This is a genomic window from Asticcacaulis aquihabitans (assembly GCF_032490435.1).
Lineage (GTDB): Bacteria > Pseudomonadota > Alphaproteobacteria > Caulobacterales > Caulobacteraceae > Asticcacaulis.
Genome location: NZ_JAVGWM010000004.1, coordinates 97,940 through 113,549, shown reverse-complemented (window position 1 = coordinate 113,549; position 15,610 = coordinate 97,940). Strand labels below are relative to the sequence as shown.

At 59.5% G+C, this 15,610-nt stretch carries 20 protein-coding genes; 11 read left to right on the top strand and 9 right to left on the bottom strand.

Annotated elements, in window-relative coordinates:
• Positions 1-52: 52 nt before the first annotated feature.
• The 6 genes from chvG (at position 53) to RCJ00_RS14895 (ending at position 4,256) form a co-directional block, all read left to right on the top strand.
• A complete protein-coding gene (chvG, locus tag RCJ00_RS14920) occupies positions 53-1,615 on the top strand; it encodes a two-component sensor histidine kinase ChvG (protein WP_316222935.1) in 1,563 nt (520 codons plus the stop codon).
• 8 nt (positions 1,616-1,623) lie between these two features.
• Positions 1,624-2,049 (top strand): HPr kinase/phosphorylase, encoded by a 426-nt coding sequence (locus RCJ00_RS14915; RefSeq protein WP_316222934.1) that lies wholly within the window; start codon positions 1,624-1,626, stop codon positions 2,047-2,049.
• Positions 2,050-2,265: 216 nt separating this feature from the next.
• Positions 2,266-2,670, top strand: coding sequence for a PTS sugar transporter subunit IIA (locus RCJ00_RS14910; RefSeq protein ID WP_316222932.1), 405 nt, complete (start codon positions 2,266-2,268; stop codon positions 2,668-2,670).
• Positions 2,671-2,818: 148 nt separating this feature from the next.
• Positions 2,819-3,106: an HPr family phosphocarrier protein gene (locus tag RCJ00_RS14905; protein WP_023457373.1), complete on the top strand. Its 288-nt coding sequence runs from the start codon at positions 2,819-2,821 to the stop codon at positions 3,104-3,106.
• Positions 3,103-3,939, top strand: a complete 837-nt coding sequence (locus tag RCJ00_RS14900) for a hypothetical protein (RefSeq protein WP_316222931.1) — start codon at positions 3,103-3,105, stop codon at positions 3,937-3,939. Before RCJ00_RS14905 ends, RCJ00_RS14900 begins: the two co-directional genes overlap by 4 nt.
• Before the next feature lie 113 nt (positions 3,940-4,052).
• On the top strand, positions 4,053-4,256 hold the full coding sequence (locus RCJ00_RS14895; protein ID WP_316222930.1) for a CsbD family protein: 204 nt from the start codon (positions 4,053-4,055) through the stop codon (positions 4,254-4,256).
• 131 nt (positions 4,257-4,387) lie between these two features.
• On the opposite strand, the gene RCJ00_RS14890 is transcribed toward RCJ00_RS14895, so the two are convergent.
• The 3 genes from RCJ00_RS14890 to RCJ00_RS14880 all read right to left on the bottom strand — a co-directional run bounded on the left by RCJ00_RS14890 (position 4,388) and on the right by RCJ00_RS14880 (position 7,516).
• Entirely contained in the window at positions 4,388-4,999 is a 612-nt protein-coding gene (locus RCJ00_RS14890) for a hypothetical protein (RefSeq protein WP_316222929.1), read from the bottom strand.
• Between the two features lie 333 nt (positions 5,000-5,332).
• Positions 5,333-6,391: a ribonucleotide-diphosphate reductase subunit beta gene (locus tag RCJ00_RS14885; RefSeq protein ID WP_316222928.1), complete on the bottom strand. Its 1,059-nt coding sequence runs from the start codon at positions 6,389-6,391 to the stop codon at positions 5,333-5,335.
• Positions 6,392-6,625: 234 nt separating this feature from the next.
• A complete protein-coding gene (locus RCJ00_RS14880; protein ID WP_316222927.1) occupies positions 6,626-7,516 on the bottom strand; it encodes a tetratricopeptide repeat protein in 891 nt (296 codons plus the stop codon).
• A gap of 122 nt (positions 7,517-7,638) precedes the next feature.
• Between RCJ00_RS14880 and RCJ00_RS14875 the strand changes: the two genes are divergently transcribed.
• Positions 7,639-9,036, top strand: a complete 1,398-nt coding sequence (locus RCJ00_RS14875) for a leucyl aminopeptidase family protein (protein WP_316222925.1) — start codon at positions 7,639-7,641, stop codon at positions 9,034-9,036.
• A 157-nt stretch (positions 9,037-9,193) separates the two neighbouring features.
• Positions 9,194-10,054: a C40 family peptidase gene (locus tag RCJ00_RS14870; protein ID WP_316222924.1), complete on the top strand. Its 861-nt coding sequence runs from the start codon at positions 9,194-9,196 to the stop codon at positions 10,052-10,054.
• A 120-nt stretch (positions 10,055-10,174) separates the two neighbouring features.
• Here RCJ00_RS14870 and RCJ00_RS14865 read toward each other — a convergent pair whose 3' ends face one another.
• Complete coding sequence (locus tag RCJ00_RS14865) at positions 10,175-10,909, bottom strand: c-type cytochrome (protein ID WP_316222922.1); 735 nt, start codon at positions 10,907-10,909, stop codon at positions 10,175-10,177.
• 330 nt (positions 10,910-11,239) lie between these two features.
• Here RCJ00_RS14865 and RCJ00_RS14860 point away from each other — a divergent pair, with 330 nt between their 5' ends.
• Both RCJ00_RS14860 and RCJ00_RS14855 read left to right on the top strand, forming a co-directional pair.
• On the top strand, positions 11,240-12,103 hold the full coding sequence (locus RCJ00_RS14860) for a prephenate dehydratase (protein WP_411267550.1): 864 nt from the start codon (positions 11,240-11,242) through the stop codon (positions 12,101-12,103).
• Between the two features lie 8 nt (positions 12,104-12,111).
• A complete protein-coding gene (locus RCJ00_RS14855; RefSeq protein ID WP_316222921.1) occupies positions 12,112-12,315 on the top strand; it encodes a SlyX family protein in 204 nt (67 codons plus the stop codon).
• Here RCJ00_RS14855 and RCJ00_RS14850 read toward each other — a convergent pair.
• The 3 genes from RCJ00_RS14850 to ccmC are packed head-to-tail and all read right to left on the bottom strand — an operon-like array spanning position 12,309 to position 13,736.
• A complete protein-coding gene (locus RCJ00_RS14850) occupies positions 12,309-12,848 on the bottom strand; it encodes a DsbE family thiol:disulfide interchange protein (RefSeq protein WP_316222920.1) in 540 nt (179 codons plus the stop codon). The two genes, RCJ00_RS14855 and RCJ00_RS14850, sit on opposite strands and share 7 nt — an antisense overlap.
• Positions 12,845-13,006, bottom strand: coding sequence for a heme exporter protein CcmD (ccmD, locus tag RCJ00_RS14845; protein ID WP_316222918.1), 162 nt, complete (start codon positions 13,004-13,006; stop codon positions 12,845-12,847). Before ccmD ends, RCJ00_RS14850 begins: the two co-directional genes overlap by 4 nt.
• 10 nt (positions 13,007-13,016) lie before the next feature.
• Positions 13,017-13,736 carry a heme ABC transporter permease CcmC gene (gene ccmC / locus RCJ00_RS14840; protein WP_316222916.1) on the bottom strand — a complete coding sequence of 240 codons (720 nt, stop codon included), beginning with the start codon at positions 13,734-13,736 and terminating at the stop codon, positions 13,017-13,019.
• A 109-nt stretch (positions 13,737-13,845) separates the two neighbouring features.
• Here ccmC and RCJ00_RS14835 point away from each other — a divergent pair, with 109 nt between their 5' ends.
• Positions 13,846-14,142, top strand: a complete 297-nt coding sequence (locus tag RCJ00_RS14835) for a hypothetical protein (protein WP_316222915.1) — start codon at positions 13,846-13,848, stop codon at positions 14,140-14,142.
• Positions 14,143-14,145: 3 nt separating this feature from the next.
• Here the strand turns inward: RCJ00_RS14835 and ccmB are convergent, their stop codons facing one another.
• Together ccmB and ccmA are read right to left on the bottom strand one after the other, a co-directional pair.
• Positions 14,146-14,823 carry a heme exporter protein CcmB gene (gene ccmB, locus RCJ00_RS14830; RefSeq protein ID WP_316222914.1) on the bottom strand — a complete coding sequence of 226 codons (678 nt, stop codon included), beginning with the start codon at positions 14,821-14,823 and terminating at the stop codon, positions 14,146-14,148.
• Positions 14,816-15,463, bottom strand: coding sequence for a heme ABC exporter ATP-binding protein CcmA (ccmA, locus tag RCJ00_RS14825; protein ID WP_316222913.1), 648 nt, complete (start codon positions 15,461-15,463; stop codon positions 14,816-14,818). The genes ccmB and ccmA overlap by 8 nt, the downstream gene beginning before the upstream one ends.
• Between the last annotated feature and the right edge of the window lie 147 nt (positions 15,464-15,610).

Genomic DNA, 15,610 nt, shown 5'->3' with positions numbered 1-15,610 from the left:
ATGACCCTTCGCCAGGAAGCCCACGCTTCCGGTACATTCTGGAAAGTGGCTGATGGCCAGACCCTGGTTTAAACGGTTCCCCTTCGGTCAATCCCGCCTTGGGCGTCTGATTTTCGGGCTGAACCTGCTTGGACTGGTCATTCTGGTCATTGGCGCGCTGGTCCTTAGCGACCTGCGCCGCAGCCTGATTGTCACCCAGATCAAGTCCCTGACCTCCCAGGCCGAACTGATGGCCGAGGTCATCGCCGAAGTATCGACCGAGGGCGAGCCCCAGCCGCACCTTGAGCCGGAGAACGCCGTCTTTGTCCTTAGCCGGTTTATACCGGCCGGCCAGCGCGCCCGCCTGTTCGACGACAAGGGCAAGCAACTGCTTGACTCGTATCCATTGTCCGACACCATCGACGTTCATACGCTGGCGCCCGCGCGCGCGCCGGGTGATCCCGTGCCCAAGGACAAGACGTCCAAACGCGAAGCCCTTCGCCAGGTGGCGGAGCAGCAGTTACGCACAGAAGTGATGATGGCGTTGTCGGGATCGGAATCGGCCACGGTTCGCGCGAACGAACGGGGCGTCAAGATTGTCTCCGTTTCTATTCCGCTGAAACGCGTCAAGGAAGTGCTGGGCGTCCTTACGATCGAAGGCGGAGACGTTGACAAGATCGTCCAGGCTCAGCGTTTGGCCATGCTACCCTTCATACTGATCGCGTTCGGCGTCACCATGTTGTCGTCTCTATTGCTGACATGGCTCGTGTCACGGCCGATCCAGCGCCTGAGCGCCGCAGCCGACAGCGTCCGCATGGCCAAGACACGCGCCATATCCCTGCCCGACCTGGAAGCCCGCCGCGACGAAATCGGCGTACTGGCGCGGTCCCTGGAAAGCATGACCGACACCTTGTGGCGGCGCATGGAAGAAATAGACCGGTTCGCGGCGGATGTATCGCATGAGATCAAGAACCCTCTCACCTCTATCCGGTCCGCGCTCGAAACCTTGCCCATGGTCAAGAACGAAGCGGCCAAGGAAAAGTTGCTGGCCGTCATCAATCAGGACGTCCGCCGCGCAGATCGTCTGATCACGGACATTTCCAACGCGTCGCGCCTCGATGCCGAACTGTCGCGCGATACCCCGCGCACGGTCGAGATCGGCGCCCTGCTGGAAGACGTCATTTCGCTCTATCAGCAAAGCCATATCGCCGGCGAGGTGAGCGTCGATTTCAAGCGTACCCTGACGCCGGCCGCATCCAAGGTCAGCGGGCGAGAAGGGCCGCTTGGTCAGGTCTTCCGCAACCTGATCGACAATGCTCGCTCCTTTTCGCCTCCGGGCGGCGAGGTGCGCGTGCGTCTGGAACACAGCAGCCTCGATCCTGCCCTGCCGCTCAGTATCGTTCTGGAAGACGACGGGCCCGGCATTCCGGAAGACAATCTGGAAACCATCTTCCAGCGCTTCTACACCTCGCGTCCCAAGGGCACGAGCTTCGGCAAGAATTCCGGCCTGGGCTTGTCAATCTCACGCCAGATCATCGCCGCGCATGGCGGCCGTATATGGGCCGAAAATCGCAAGGATGAGGCAGGTAACGTGATTGGGGCGCGCTTTTGCATTCTGTTGCCGTCGGTGTATTAACTGACCGAATGAGCAAACTTGTCATTCACGCCACGACCTTGAGCCTGCTTGTCGGGTCCGAGTGGCGCGGTGTGCTTATCCTGGGACCATCCGGCAGCGGCAAAAGCGATCTGGCCCTACGTGCCATAGATGCAGGCTGCGCCCTGGTCAGCGACGATTACAGCCACCTATGGACGTCCGGTGGCGCCCTGTACGCGACGGCGCCGCAAACCATCGCCGGACGCATGGAAGTGCGGGGGCTGGGCATCATGAGCGTACGGACCCGGCCGGTCACACGCATCGGCCTGGCCGTTCTGGTCCAATCCGACCCAATCGAGCGTTTGCCGGCTCACGATGTCACAACCATACTGGGACACAATATCCCAACCCTACGCCTCAACCCGCGCGAAGCCTCCAGCCTCAACAAACTCCTGCTACGCTTGAAAGTCCCTTAAAAAGACTTACATATTGAAGGTCATCGCGGCCATCTATTACCTGCATTATCGGCCCTGTCATATTTGACACACCCCTCTATTGGCGGCGCGAAATTTGCAGGTTGGCGGTAAATCTCATTTTGCAGTGCGATGAAATCGGGATTATGATGCGGGGCTACTCGTCCTCCGGCGAATAACCGGCGCGTTTAGCACAAAAGGTGCAAGGATAATGCTTTTATGATCGGACTGGTCATCGTTACTCACGGCAGGTTGGCTGACGAGTTCGTATCGGCGATGGAACATGTCGTGGGGCCCCAAAATCAGGTCGCCGCTATCTGCATCGGCCCTGACGATGATGTGGCTCAGCGCCGCAAGGATATCCTCGACGCCACTTTCAAGAACGATTCGGGCGATGGCGTCATTTTGCTCACCGACATGTTCGGTGGCACGCCGTCCAACTTGGCCATTTCGGTCATGGAGCAAACCAAAGCAGAAGTGATTGCCGGCCTGAACCTGCCCATGCTCATAAAACTGGCCTCCCTGCGCAAGAACGAGGACCTCGGGGCCTGCGTCTGCCACGCCCAGGAGGCTGGCCGCAAATACGTCACGGTTGCGTCCTACGTCCTGTCCGGCGATAACTGATCCACTTACCCACAGCGCCCGCCCTACCGCTTCGCTGCTTGAGGGCTTTGCATATACCCTACCGCTTCGCTGCTTGAGGGCTAACTAAATACTGGACTAAAGCCACGAACGCTTCCATTCTCATCGCGCCCCGGCAGGGAGGCGGTGAATGAGCGAGACTGAACAAAGCGTGCGTGCCGACGTCGAGATTTGCAATAACAAGGGCCTGCATGCGCGGGCCTCGGCCAAGTTCGTGAAGCTGGCCTCTTCATTTGACGCACAGATATATGTCATCAAAGACGATAATCGCGTCGATGCGCAGTCGATCATGGGCCTGCTCATGCTGGGCGCGGGAAAGGGTACGATGATCGGTATCGAAGCCGAAGGCGCTCAGGCCGAGGATGCCGTCAACGCCTTGGTCGAATTGGTCGCCAACCGTTTTGACGAAGACGCATGAAGCCGCTGATCGCCTTATGCGTCGCGCTTCTGGCCGGGCCATTTATTCTGGCATCGATCGCCCATGCCGAAGGCGCGCTCGAAGAGGACGCCGCACCCAAGCCCGTCAAGAAGCGGATCAAGCCTAAGGCCAAGCCCGCTGCGGCACCGGTGACACCGTCGTCGCCTATTCCTTATAAGGCCTACGGCACAGCTACCGCTGCGACACCCGCGCTCAGCCCGGACATGACGGCCGCGCTCACCCCCTCATTCCCGGCAAAATCACCGATTCCCACGACGTCGGAGCCATCCGATCATCCGTTATCCGCGCCGGCGATCAGCCAACCTGCGACCAGTCTTCCGGTGACCAGCCCGCCTTTGACCAGTCAGCCCCTGGCCGCTCCCCCGCCTGCGCCCCCCGCCGCCATACCCGCTCCGGAAGCCCCGCGCGCCCCTGCCTTTTCCACGGGTCAAGTCAGCCTGAAGTGCGAAACCCAGGTCACGCGTGGAGCGCGTTTCATTTCCCAGGGCACCTTCTACATCGACCTGTTCCCGTCCCCAGTCTTTCCCGATGAAAACGCCGACTTCAAGTTCCTGTTCGTCGATCCGGCGCATCAGTCATTGATACGCCAATCGGTATGTCTCGATGTGGGCTGTTCGGCAAATGTCAGCGGCACGGCCTATTACCTGGTCAACCGCGTCACCCGCAGGGGTAGCGCGCTGCGTATTACGCTCGATCGCTCAAACGGCGCCTTCTATGCCGAAGAGATCGAGAACAGCCGCTTAGGCCGCGACAGCCATCTCGGGGAAAAAGGCTACTGCGTGCCGCAGAAGCTGCCCAGCGCGATATTCTGACCCCAAAGGCCTTATGCGTTTCTTATGAAACCCGGACGCTCAAGCGTCGAAAACTTAGCAGGCAGGCCGCTAAGATATCTTCTAGGTTAACATATTGAATTCAGGAGATAATTATGAACAACGATCGTGTGCAAGGTAGCTGGGAACAGGTCAAGGGTCACGTTCAGAAGGCCTGGGGCAAACTGACCAATGATGACCTCGACGTTATCGAAGGTGACCGCAAGCTGCTCGCCGGCAAGATTCAGGAACGTTACGGCATCGCCAAGGACGAAGCGGATCGTCAGGTTGATGAGTGGAACAAGCGTCACGACGCCTGATTGCAAGAATTCATGAATTGTCGCTGCTTTCCCGCCGGATGGCAGCGATGATAAGAGCGGAAGGGCGTTTCCTCAGATGCGTCTTTCCGCTCTGTTTTTTTTGGCCGCTCTGTTTTTTTTGGCCGTACAGCCTAGCGAGATATCGTCCGCAGGGTTGATGGATCGAAAATCTGGATTTCGCTGCCCATATCGTAGTAGATGACCCGGGTCGGATCATCCGCCAATACGCGGAAGAAGCGGTCGCCGGCGGGCCCTATGCCCAGCTCTCCACACGGATTGGCCTGCGGTTCGACCGCATTGGCCTTATCATAGGCGACCCTCTCCGCGCCCGTTGGCTCCAGCAGCCACACCTTTCCCCAATCCCCATAGTCCGTCTCGACCAGTTGGCAGGACGCGCCGTGCGCTCCCGTCGCGGCCAGCACGGCGGACAAAATGGCCGAAACCGGCGCATTTGCCGACTTGGGAAAGGGTTGGATTACGGATCGCGGAGATGTGCCATCAGGCACGTTCGAACCGAGCGCAAAGCCCCCGGTTTTAGTGTCAGCGGTGAGCCGGACATTACCCATGTCCTCGCCGCACGCATAGCTCCATATCACCAGCGTCCGGCTTTCGACCTTCTCCCATTTGCACGTCTTGAAGGTGTCACGCATGGCTTGGGACGGCACGGGATCTGCCACCGGCGCAGACTGTTGCATACATCCCGTTACACTGATCATCGCCGCAACGGCTAGACATGCACGCATCCCTGCCTCCCCTTTTTGATTCAGGGGCAAAGTGTTGGCCAGTTATGACAGATTGTCCAGATGCGAAAAGGACCAGAAACACGCATATCCTTGACGGTGGTGCGTCAAAAAACCGGCTTCACGTGCCTCTGGTCCGTTGGCCTGCCAGGTGTTTCACAGTGAAACTTTGGCAGTCCTCACACCTTAGCGGCCATAGCATAAGGATGCGGCGCGGACCCCAGAGCTGACGGGTAAGCAACCCATAAGCCGGTCACGGCTAGCCAGTGCACGCTTGTCGCCATCCACCGTTTCCACATCCAAAACAAAGAAGCCTCCGTTTCCGGAGGCTTCTGCTTAGGCATTCACACCATTTTTTGTGGCTTCGGAGCGTTTTTTCAGCAACTGATCGAAGGCGCCCCAGACGCCTTCGTTACCGGTCCATTGCCCTTTGGTAGCAGCCTTGGAATATTCCGTGGCGCGCGCTTCAAAGAAGTTGGCGTGCTCGACGCCGGACAACAAGACTTGCAACCAGGGCAGCGGGTTTTCCTTCACGCCACCAAACACTTCCGGCAGTTCCAACTGGCGCAGGCGCCAGTCGGCGATATAGCGGATATAGGCCTTGATATCTTCGGGCGTCATGCCCTGGACCGGACCCTGCTCGAAGGCCAGGTCGATGAACTTGTCTTCCATCTTCACTACGGTCTTGCAGCAGTCGATAATATCGTCCGCCACCGACTTGGTGACCGCACCGGTTTCCTTGTTAAAGGCGTGGTACAACTTGATGATGCCTTCGCAGTGCAGGCTTTCGTCACGGACCGACCACGATACGATCTGGCCCATGCCCTTCATCTTGTTGAAGCGCGGGAAGTTCATAAGCATGGCGAACGAGGCGAACAGTTGCAGGCCTTCGGTAAAGCCGCCAAACATGGCCAGGGTGCGACACACATCGGCTTCGGTATCCATACCGAACGTGCCCATATAGTCGTGCTTGTCGCGCATGGCTTCATATTCCATGAAGGCGCCAAATTCCGACTCGGGCATGCCGATCGTTTCCAGCAGCAGCGCATAGGCCGCAATATGGATGGTTTCCATATTGGTGAAGGCCGACAGCATCATCTTGATTTCGGTTGGCTTAAAGACATGGCTGTAGCGTTCGAGATAGTTGTCCTGAACCTCGATGTCCGATTGGGTAAAGAAGCGGAAAATCTGGGTCAGCAGGTTGCGTTCGGAATCGTTGAGCTTCGTCGCCCAGTCCTTGCAATCCTCACCCAGCGGCACCTCTTCCGGGATCCAGTGGACCTGCTGCTGCTTGCGCCAGAATTCAAAGGCCCAAGGGTAGCGGAATGGCTTGTACGAGTGGCTCGGCATCAGCAGGCCAGCGGAAGACTTGGACAAAATTAGTGAACTGCTCATAAAAAATCCCGAATCGATACTAAAGGCCAGTGACAGACCTATATCACCACATTTCGTGGTTAAGGATAGGTTAACGTCTATATATGGTGTGTCTTTTTGGGGATAATTTCTTTTCCGCCTCAAGCCGACGCAACTTCGCGCCGTACCGCCTCACGCATAACATATGGCGATGCGGCGTCTAACCGAAAAGGTTAACCGGAACAATTTGTGATGGGGATGACGCCGTGGAGGGGGTTAGCTGCCGCTCGATTTCAGCGAATCCCACGACCGTACGGGCGCGGTGGCTGAGGCGGGCGCGGTCGCCGCCGGATGGGTGGCTATGGCTTGCTGCAACCAGGCCAGGTTGGCATCGGCTTGCGCGGGCGGCATGTCCTGGCGCAGAAGGCGTTCGGCTTCAGGCATCTTGCCTTGCAGCCCGAGAACAAGAGCCAGGTTCTGGCGGACCTGCATTGTCGCCCCTGTTTGCGCGGCGGCCGTCCGCAATAGCGGCTCGGCGCCGACGAAATCGCCACGCGTGACCTTGGCCATAGCCATGTTGGTCAGCACGACCGGATTGTCAGGGGAAATCTGCAAAGCCTTGGCCCAGGCGTTCTGAGCGTCTTCCGGCCGCTTGGTCTGATCGAAAGCGACGCCAAGCAGCGACCAGGCCTGCCAATTCTTGGGCTTGAGCTCCAGCGCGTGCTGCAACGAATCGATAGCGAAAAAGGCGTTGTTGTCGGCAATATGTGCGCGGGCCGCCGCAAGCAACAAATCCTGGTTGTCAGGGGCGAACAGCAGGACGCGATGCGCCGTGTCGGCGGCTTCTTCGTAACGGCCAAGCGCCCGTAAGGCGTTGGACAGATATAGTCCGATCTGCGGATTTGTCGGATTGTGAGAAAACTGCGTGTTGAAGAACGTCGCCTGGGCCAGCGGATCGGCGCGCAGGGCGGCTTCGATTTCGGCCTTAGTGGCCGGGGTGAAGGCCTCGGCTTGAGACGTCGTCTGGGCCAGTGTGGTGGTCGGCGCAGCCGGAGCAGCGGCTACGTCGGGCGTCTTATCCTTCTTGCCGAACAGGCCAGCGGAGGCGGGTTGTGCGGTGAGGGCAGCCAGAACGATCAGGCTGACGGCGGCGAGGCGAATGGACATGACGGCAACCCCGACTGCGCGCGGACTTGAATTGCGCGACGATTAAGATTTCAGTGACCGGTATGAAGATAGAGTTAAGCTCTTAATAAATGTTAACGCTGCGCCTCCGGAATTAACCAAAAATGTCCAAGCCGATCAAAACCCCGAAAACGACCGCCGAGCATACCCTTTTTGCCGTTTTCGAAGAGGATGTGGCCGCTGCGGTGGCGAGCCTGACACCGGTTCAGGCAGCCTATCTCAGCTTGAAGGCCTTTACCGGCAAGGCCGGCGCACTCGTCATCGTGCCTGACGAAACGGGGGTAAAGGCCTGGCTGGGACTGGGACCGCGTGCCGCCTATACGCCGATGACGTTTCGCGGCCTGCCCAGCCAACTGCCCAAGGGAACCTGGACGCTGATATACGACAAAACCTTGGACAGCCATGCGATCCATGTCGCGTGGGGCCTCGGCGCCTATGCCTTCACGCGCTACAAATCGGCCGCGGCATCCGGCGAGGTCAGGCTTAACGACGCACATCTCAGCGAAGCTGAACGCATGTCCATCGCGATCGAGGTGCGTGTGCATTCGCTGGCCCGCGACTTGGTCAATACACCGGCTAACGACATGGGCCCGGCTGATATAGAAGCGGCGGCGCGCCAGATCGCCCAGACGCATAATGCCGACATGTCCGTCATCTACGGCGATGACCTGCTTAAGGAAAACTACCCGGCGGTTCATGCCGTCGGCCGTGCCGCCGGTTCCGATCATCAGCCCTGTTTCATCGAAATCTCGTGGAAGCCCGCCGGCGGAGACGAAACCCTGCCGGTCATCGTATTGATCGGTAAGGGTGTGGCCTTCGATACCGGCGGCCTTAATATCAAAGGCGGCAGCGGCATGGGCCTGATGAAGAAGGACATGGGTGGGGCGGCCCACGCCCTTGCTTTGGCGGATTGGGTGATGACGACCCAATTGCCGGTGCGCCTGCACGTCCTGATCCCGGCGGTTGAAAATGCGATTTCCGGCAACGCCTTCCGTCCGGGCGACATCATTGCCTCCCGCGCCGGGTTGTCGATTGAAATCGGCAATACCGACGCCGAAGGCAGATTGATCCTGGCCGATGCCCTGGCGCGCGCCAGCGAACTGGCGCCCGCCCTGACCCTCGACTTCGCCACCCTGACCGGTGCGGCGCGCGTGGCGCTGGGTCCCGAGGTTATTCCCTTCTACACCGATGACGAGGATGTCGCGCGCCGTTTGGAGGTCGCCGCCATCGCGCAGTACGATCCCTTGTGGCGGATGCCGCTGTGGAAGGGCTACGATCCGGCGCTCGATTCCGACATCGCAGATTTGCGCAACGACCCCGCCGGGTGGGCCCAGGGTGGATCGGTGACAGCCGCCCTATTTTTGCAACGCTTCGCACCCAAGACAGGTGCATGGGTCCATTTTGACATCTACGCCTGGAACCCGCGCGGCCGCGCGGGTTGGCCGGTCGGCGCCGAAGCTCAGACGCTGCGCGCGGTCTATCAGTTGCTGAAATCATACTGAGGCACGTTAAGACCTGCTTCAGCTTTCATAAATCTCCTATTGACCGTGGCCGTTAAGGCGATCTTTGCAACCGGCTGCTAAAGTGCACATATAAAGGCGCATGGCGGGAAACCGGATGATGTGCCAGATGGTGACCTGTAGAAGGCAGATAAGCTAGATGACGCATCGCGATGACCCTTTCGACAAACGCGTCACGCCGTTCAAGGACGGTGTGACGGATCAGGCGCATGAAGGCCTGATCCGCGCCAAGACCTATGTCGCGGGTGAAGTCCTGAGCTGTTACGACGCGACCGCACCGATCCTGGCGCAGCCGGAACACGGCGCGGAACAACTGGATCAACTCCTGCTGGGTGAGCGCTTCAAGGTCATCGAGCGCAAGCACGACTTCTTCTGGGGCCAGGCCCTGCGTGACGGCTATGTCGGCTATGTGCCGGTGGCTGCTTTCCGTCGCGACTGGTACCTGCCGACCCATTTCGTATCGACGCTGCGGACCTACGTCTTCGCTGGCCCGAACCTGAAATCATCGACGATAGCGGCGATCAGCCTGAACGCGCTGGTGTCGGTGACACGCTACGAAAACGGTTTTGCTTATATCAATGAAATGGGCTGGGTGTTCGCCAACCACCTGTCGACCTTCGAAACCTTTGCGTCGGATTTCGTCAGCGTTGCCGAAAGCTATATCAACGCCCCGTATCAATGGGGCGGGCGCGAAAGCATCGGCCTCGACTGTTCGGGTCTGCTGCAGCAGGCGCTCTATGCCGCCGGCTACGGCTGCCCGCGCGATTCCGACATGCAGGCCAAGCTGGGCCTGTCGCTCGACATCGGACCCGACCTGAGCGGTCTGGTGCGTGGCGATCTGGTATTCTGGAAGGGCCACGTCGCCATCATGGTCGACGACGTCAACATCATTCACGCCAATGCGCACCACATGAAGGTGGCGATTGAGCCGCTGGCGGACGCCATCCATCGCATCGATGCGTGCGGCACCGGAATGCCGACCGCCTTCCGCCGCCTATAATCTTTTGTTTTACGCGCGTCTTAACTGAGTGCTCACTGTTTTACCCTGCCCTGAAGACGCAGTAAAAAGCCCCCGCCGGAGCCATCCGGCGGGGGCTTTTGCATCTGAATTGCCTGCCAATCAGTGTTTTGGTGCGGCGGCCGAAGACGATGCGGCCGATCCACCCGACAGAGGCGTATCCGTTTTCGTACCCGAAGCCGGCTTGGCCGGGGTTTCGGTCGTCGGCGCGCCAGCCGCAGGCGCTGCGCCTGAAGCCGGTACCGCACCTGCGGCAGGAGCCGCACCCGGTGCGCGTGACGGATCGGGAGCCGGGACGGCGTAACCGGTCGATCCCTGGCTATGCAGGTAAGCGATCAGGTTGATGCGTTCTTCCGGCTTCTTGACGCCGGCGAAGGTCATCTTGGTGCCCTTGACCACCTTCTGCGGCGCGCCGAGGAAGTGGAACAACGCGTCCCAGGACCAGTTCGGTGCGTCGGTGGCGTGGGCCTTCATGGCGTCGGAATAGGCAAAACCGCCGTGCGATGCCGTCGGACGGCCGACAACACCCCAAAGGTTCGGGCCGGTGGCGTTCGGGCCGCCATTGGCATTGTTGTGGCAGGAGGTACACTTGGTCTGGAATGTCTTTTCGCCGGCAGCAATGTCTGCCTTAGGAATGACCGTGCCCCAATCCGGCAGGACTTCCGCAGCGGCGGCACCACCGCCGGCAGCGGCCTCCGCCACTTCGATGGCATAGCCGGGCTTTTCCGGGGCTTCGCGTTTATAGATCGCTTCGGCGCCCAGCTTGACGCCCATGATAACCAGGCCGGTTGCCAGAACCGCACCGAGAATTTTGTTTACTTGAAGGTCGCCGCTCATATCGCCAAGTCACCCTGTGATTCTTTTGTTCACGAAGCTTAAGGCCGCAGACACGACTGTCAATATCGGCGCAAGCAACGCGCATTCATCTACTTGCCTTTGGCTCTCTGACACGCTACCGCCATTTGCGCAAGCGACGAAATGCCACCGAAGTGCCAAAAGTGGCATGATAGTGGCATTTCGTCGCACCCTTTGCCGCCCAATCGCCTTGACGTCTCATCCGTGCGAAGCCTGAGCGCTTAGCGGCCGGGGGACTTGATGGCGGGGCGCGCGACCCTGCCCGTCAAAGCTCTCCGGGCTTTGGCATTTTCGACGGAGAAGGTTACCTAAATGAACGTGCAGACCCATCGCAAGATCGCCTATCAGGGCGAGCCCGGGGCATTCAGCCATCAGGCCATCAAGCGTTGGTTCGGCGACTTTACCCCGACTCCGTTCCCGACCTTCGAAGCCGCCTTCGCGGCTGTCCGCGAGGGCGCGTGTGAACTGGGCATGATCCCGATCGAAAACTCCGTGGCCGGACGGGTCACCGATGTTCACCACCTGTTGCCGAATTCCGGCCTGAAGATCATCGGCGAGCGCTTCCTGCCGATCGAAATGATGCTTATGGCAGTGCCGGAAGCCAAACTGGAAGACATCAAGGTTGCCGCGTCGCACACCATGGCGCTCTTGCAATGCCGAAACGCCCTGCGCGAATTGAACATCACCGCCGAAGTTTTCCACGATACGGCGGGCGCCGCCCGCGCCCTGTCACAGACGCGCGAACTGGACCGGGCCGTCATCGCGCCGGAACCGGCGGCTGAACTGTACGGCCTCAAAATCCTCCGCCGCAACATGGAAGACGCCCGACATAATACCACGCGGTTTCTCATCCTGACGACGGAAGACCGCGTGGTCGCCCACGCGCCCGATGTCGATTGCATGACCAGTTTCATCTTCCGCGTGAAGAATATACCCGCGTCGCTGTACAAGGCGCTCGGTGGCTTCGCCACCAATGGCGTCAACATGACCAAACTGGAATCCTATATCGAAAACGGCGTCTTCGCCTCGACGGTCTTCTATTGCGATGTCGAAGGGCGGCCGAACGACAATGGCCTGAAACAGGCTCTGGAAGAACTCAACTTCTTTGCTGTCGATGTCGAAATCCTCGGCACCTATCCCCTCGACCCATTCCGCAACAGCGAGGGCCAAAGATGATTCCAGAGATGATTGAGGACCGCGTCACCGCGTTGGAAGAAACAGTGGCCCATCAGGTCAAGACAATTGACGAGTTGTCGGATCAGTTGGCCGAACAATGGAAGATCATCGATCAGATGCGCCGTATGCTGGGGCGGTTGGGCGAACGCGTTGAAAACGTCGAGTCTGGCGCCGGCGATGCCCCGCCGGTGACGCGGCCGCCGCATTACTGAGGCGGCGACTTTCCGCCGACCTTTGCATAGACCTCATCCAACGTCGCCGGCACGATCGGGCCGGTAATCTTATCGGTGATCGTGCCGTCCGGAGCGATGATATAGGTTTCCGGCACGCCGGAATTGCCAAAGGCCAGCGCCATCCGGCCGTCCGGATCGGTCAGGGTGCGGGCAAACGGATTGTCATGCTGGGCCAGAAATTTCAGCGTGTTTTGCGGCTCGTCCTTCCAGGCGATGCCGATGATCGTGATCCCCCTGGCCTTCAGCGCCATCAGTTGCGGATTTTCGCTGATACAGGGCGCACACCACGACGCGAAGAAATTGACCAGCACCGGCTTGCCCGATGCCGTGACCAGGCCCTTAAGCTCCGTTTGCGTCCCATCCTGCAAATCGGTCAGCGAAAGGCCAGGCACAGACTTGCCGACCATGGCGCGCAATTCAGATTGCGGCTTCTTATGGAAATTGTAGTAGCCCAAAACCGCCAGAAGGCCGACGAACAAAACCAGCGGCGCGAAAGCCAGAATGCGCTTCATTTCCTGACCTCATCGGCCGCGGCCTGAAGCGCCTCCAGCACCTTCCGGCGACGCATATGGGTGTGAAGCGACGCCAGTATAAGCCCGCCCAAGCCAAGTGCGGTTGCGCCATAGCAGCCCCAGACGAAAACGACATATTTGCCCATATCGAGGTCCATGACGATCTCCCTAGTTGAAGCTCAGACGCGCGCGCAGGGCGCGATACTTGCGGGCGAGAATTTCAGAATCGAGCCGCACCAGGAACAGCCAAGCCGTCAGCACATGATAGGCGGCGACCATGACGAACAGCGGCCACAGCATGGGCGCACCGATGGTCGGGCCGCCCTTGACGAAAATCGAGTCGCCCTGGTGCAGGCTGTTCCACCACTGCACCGAAAAATGCACGATGGGCAGATTGACCAGACCGACCATGGCCAGGATGGCGGTCGAGCGCGCGGCGCGGGCCTCATCCTCGATCGAGGCATGAAGGGCGATATAGCCGATATAGAACAACAGCAACACCAGCTCGGACGTCATGCGGCCATCCCATTGCCACGGCGTGCCCCACATCGGCATGCCCCACAAAGCGCCAGTGACCAGGGCCAGCGCCGTAAACACCGCCCCGATGGGGGCAATCGCCTTGGCCGCCGCATCGGCCAGGGAATGACGGAAGATCAGGCCGAAGAAGCTGGCCATCCCCATGGCAGCATAGACGGCAAGGCCCATCCAGGCGGCCGGGACGTGCACGTACATGATGCGCACCGTATCGCCCTGCTGGTAATCCTCGGGCGAGGCAAAACAGAGATAAAGCCCCCAGACGAACAGCAGGCCCGCAAGGCCGGCCAGCCATGGGCGCAAGGGCCGCGTAAGGCGCGTGAAGCGTTCCGGATTGGCTAGGAAATTGATCATGCTTCGCACATAGGGGTTTTGGCGTTTTTGGGCAAGAGGACGCGCCGTCGCACGTTAACCAGTTCCTTCCGGTTTTCGAGTAGGATGGAGGCACGCTGGGAGGCGCAGCATGTTGTTCAACCTATTTATTCTGGGCGTGATCGCCCTGGTGACCTTCACCATCTACTATGTCGAGATGCGCAAGGATTGCCGCTGGATCGCAGCAATTGCGACCCTGGCCATGGTCGCCACGATGGTTGCCATCTGGTATTTCGTTAAAGAAGAATCGCAAATGCAGATGCTGGTCAAGGGCGCGGTTCTTGTCATGGTGGGCCTAAGCATTCCGTCTCGCTACTGGTTTGGCGCCAGCCGCCGAAGCGTCTATCGCGAACATCACATCAAGACGACGCGCTTTCTGCCCTGGTAGGGCTCAGCTCAAGGCGCCGCGCAATGCCGCGCCCATGGCGATAGGCCCCAGAGCCAAGGCAAACAGGGCATAGGCGCCGAGAAAGGCCAAAGCCTGGGCCGGCGAAGCCCCCGTCTGGGTCGCCTGCATCAATCCCGCGCCGAAAATCACCGGCGGCACATAGAACGGCAGAACCAGCAAGGCCATCAGGACGCCGCCCTTGCGCGACCCCAGCGCCAGCGAGGCGCCGATGCCGCCGATCAAAGCGAAGCTCAGCGATCCGAGACAGGCGGAGACAAGCCCCATTAGCGCCAGGGACGCCGGCGCCCCCAGGATAATCATCACCACCGGCGTCATTAGCGACAAGATCACACCGGTGCCCAACCATTGGCTCAAAACCTTCAGCAGGGCGATCAGTTCAAGCGGCAAAGGACCAAGGCGCAAGGTATCGAATACGGCATCTTCGTAGTCGCGCTCGAACAGGCGCTCAAGAGACAGCAGGCTCGACAGCGCCAGACACAGCCAGGTCAGGCCGGCGGCAATACGCGACAAAACAGCCTGATCGGGTCCGAGACTTAAAGGGATCATCGCCATCAGAGTCAGGTAGAAGCCAACCGCCAGCAGCGGACCGCCGCCACGGGTGAGCGACAGACCCAGGTCACGTGTGATGAGGGCAAGGGCGGCGCGACGGAAATCAGACACAGGCCGCCTCACGATCCTGCATCGTCGGCCGCTCCAGGCGCAGGGCCTGGGTATTGAACGGCAGCGCGTCGTGCACGGCGGCGATGATCATGCCGCCATCGGCCAGATGCGCCTGCATCAGGCTGCCGAGCAAGGCGCGATGATCGACATCGAGCGGCGCCATCGGCTCATCCAGCAACCACAGGGGACGCTTGGCCATCAACAACCGGGCGCAGGACAGACGGCGTTTCTGACCTGCCGACAGGTGGCGCGTTTCCAGATCGAGCAGGGTATCCAGCCTGAGTGTGCCGATACCCGCCAGGTCGCCGCCCAGATCGCCTCCAAGAAAATCCGCCTGAAACCGCAGTTCCTGCAATACGGTGCGCGACGGGCTCAAGGCGTCGTGGTGCCCGAGGAAATGGACCTTGCGACTCTGCCAGATTTCCGATTCAAGCTGCACATCATTCTCATACGCACGGATCGTTCCGGTATGAGGTGTCAGAAAGCCGGCCAGGGTGCGCAAAAGCGTTGTTTTTCCGACGCCATTTTCACCCGTCAGACTGATCGCCTGGCCCGGCAATAAGTCAAAATTCAAATTATGAATCAAAAGGTTATATCCCTTCTTCAGGGATAGCTCCCTCACCTTCAGACTCACGCCCATAAAAATAACCCTTTTCGCCTTACGGCTTACATAGACGAAAACAAATAAGAAGTTTAGAAGGCAGATGCTCCGCCTTCAAGGTATTGCAGCGCAATGTCGAGACCCTGTGCGTCCCTCATTCACGCGCGTTCTTGTATTTACGGTCGC